A 1,265-nucleotide genomic window follows, 5' to 3' on the forward strand; every position below is an offset into this window, starting at 1 on the left:
GCGCGGTGCCGAGCATGACGGCGTCGGCGCCGACGGCGATGGCCTTGACGATGTCGCCCGCGGTGTCGAGCCCGCCGTCGGCGATGACGTGCACGTAGCGGCCGCCCGACTCGTCGAGGTAGTCGCGACGGGCACCTGCGACGTCCGCGACGGCGGTGGCCATCGGGGCGTGGATGCCGAGTGCGGCACGGGTGGTCGACGCTGCGCCGCCACCGAAGCCGACGAGCACACCGGCGGCACCGGTGCGCATGAGGTGCAGCGCCGACGTGTAGGTCGAGGCGCCGCCCACGATCACCGGGACGTCCAGCTCGTAGATGAACTTCTTGAGGTTGAGGGGTTCCTCGGTCTGGGAGACGTGCTCCGCCGAGACCGTGGTGCCGCGGATGACGAACAGGTCGACACCGGCGTCGACGACCGTCTTCGAGAACTCCTGGGTGCACTGCGGGCTGAGCGAACCGGCGACCGGCACCCCGGCTGCGCGGATCTCGGCCAGGCGGGCGGTGATCAGCTCGGCCTTGATCGGCTCGGAGTAGATCTCCTGCATGCGCTTCGTGACGTTGCCGTCGGTGAGCGACTTGATCTCGTCGTAGTACGGGGTCGGGTCCTCGTAGCGGGTCCACAGGCCTTCGAGGTCGAGCACGCCCAGGATGCCGAGGTTGCCCATCTGGATGACCGTCGCGGGCGAGGACACGGAGTCCATCGGTGCCGACAGGATCGGCGACTCGAACGTGAACGCGTCGATCGACCACTGCACGCTGACGTCGCGCGGGTCACGCGTCCGCCTGGAGGGGACCACCGCGATGTCGTCGAACGCGTACGCCCGACGTCCGCGCTTGCCTGCACCGATCTCGACTTCGCTCACCAGGACAGCCTACCGGGCGGGCTCTGCGGCGTGCACGGGCCGGACGGTGCGGACGACGGGCAACCTCTCGCACCGTGCAGCCGTCACGGCGGAGCCGTCAGCGCGGGCGGCGCGGGGCTCGTCGGCGTTTGCGGAGCACCCGCAGCACGAAGCCGAGCAGGAGCGCGAGCACCACGAGGACGACGAGGAGCACCGCCGCCAGGGGGTCGAACCGCCAGGTGCTCCAGAACTCGGGTGTCGACGGCGTGGGGAGCCTCCTGGGGATCAGGCGGACTCGTCCGTCGTTCCGCCGGAGCCATCCTCCGTCCGCCCGGGGTGCGCCGGGGGTCCGGCGTGCCCCCGGGACGGTGAGAACCGGTTCAGATCCGGGCGACTCCGCGTGCCGGGACGGTCCGCGACAGCA

General features: G+C 71.1%; 2 protein-coding genes. Both read right to left on the minus strand.

Annotated features, from left to right (window positions below):
• Positions 1-862: GuaB3 family IMP dehydrogenase-related protein (locus tag BACI9J_RS22525; RefSeq protein ID WP_442858668.1), on the minus strand; the 862-nt coding region annotated here is incomplete at its 3' end.
• Between the two features lie 97 nt (positions 863-959).
• Positions 960-1,265 (minus strand): hypothetical protein (locus BACI9J_RS22530; protein WP_159736634.1); only part of this gene is annotated, 306 nt, incomplete at its 5' end.

It is taken from the genome of Arthrobacter sp. 9V, assembly GCF_902506065.1.
Lineage (GTDB): Bacteria > Actinomycetota > Actinomycetes > Actinomycetales > Micrococcaceae > Arthrobacter.